Below are 1,047 nucleotides of genomic sequence, written 5' to 3'. Positions count from 1 at the left end.
TTGCCATCAAAATCAAAGTTATACCCGGTCCCAGCGTCGCCAGACGTAGCCAGGCGATAGTACAATGATTGGAGTACATCATCGTCTCTGTCTTGAGAGCTAATCTGAGTCCAACCAGCTGGCGCTGTCACCCCATCACTACCACTTCTGTTTCGGATAGTAATCTGCACCAATAACAAATCATTTTCTTCAGCACTCGCTGGTACAGTAAGAGTGACATCATCGTTATTGCCATCTTCAGTCGTACTAGCTACAAAAGTAATTGCAGAATGAGCACTACTAGCGAAAGTAAACAGACAGACAATCACACATATACTTGTAATAAGTCGGAACAATAACAAAACACCCTTATTAATCATGAGCCCTCACCTGCACCGAACGAGTCGCCTGGTCCAAACCACTTCCACAGGTCGCTGTGCTTGTAAATGTCATATAATTTGTACCTGCCACCGTATCAATTCGGCAAATCAGTTGTGCAATGCAGTTATCCAAGCCAGGGTTACTCCCTCCTGCATCAAAGTCCAGATACCCCATTGCATCATTACAAGTTGTCCCGCCAACGAACACTCTGTTTAGCGCTATCTGAGCACCGCTTTCCGCCGCGTAAAAGGCTCGTGTAGATTCAAAGTCTTGAGCAAAGCCCATACTGGAATCTTCAGCCAGATCACTCATTGCCAAAACGATCAAAGCAAGAATAACGATCAAAAATATTGTCGCAGGAAGTCCAATACCTCGCTGCTTAAGGTGTAGTTGTCTAAAGTGGAGTTGCCTAGGGTACATTGCGAATTTGCACCTCTTGATTTACGGCCTGGAGTTCACCATTACTACCTGTAACACTGTAAGCAATATTTACCACAGCATTACGAGTCAGGCTGGCGTCTGTATAAGCAAAGCTACCTAAATTCGCACCATTTGCCATGACATTTTGCTTGTTGGTATCAGGGGTCGAATCAAAGCCATAATCAAAATAACGATAGAGAAAGCCACCGCTAAAACAAAACATCACGGGGTCCTGACTAATAAACAAACGCTTAGTTGGGGAGTCAC

General features: G+C 44.6%; 2 protein-coding genes and 1 pseudogene. All 3 read right to left on the bottom strand.

Features of this window, described 5'->3' with window-relative positions:
* On the bottom strand, positions 1 to 359 hold a 359-nt coding region (locus A3756_RS25190), incomplete at its 3' end, for a hypothetical protein (RefSeq protein WP_156490763.1).
* Positions 352 to 780 (bottom strand): hypothetical protein, encoded by a 429-nt coding sequence (locus A3756_RS25185; RefSeq protein WP_068508270.1) that lies wholly within the window; start codon positions 778 to 780, stop codon positions 352 to 354. The genes A3756_RS25185 and A3756_RS25190, both read right to left, overlap by 8 nt.
* Positions 770 to 1,047: pseudogene (locus A3756_RS28395) on the bottom strand (prepilin-type cleavage/methylation domain-containing protein); the annotation flags it as partial. The pseudogene A3756_RS28395 and the gene A3756_RS25185, both read right to left, overlap by 11 nt.

Source organism: Oleiphilus sp. HI0086 (assembly GCF_001635225.1).
Note: the sequence above shows the minus strand (reverse complement) of the source record. Positions and strands in the feature narration are given on the sequence as shown.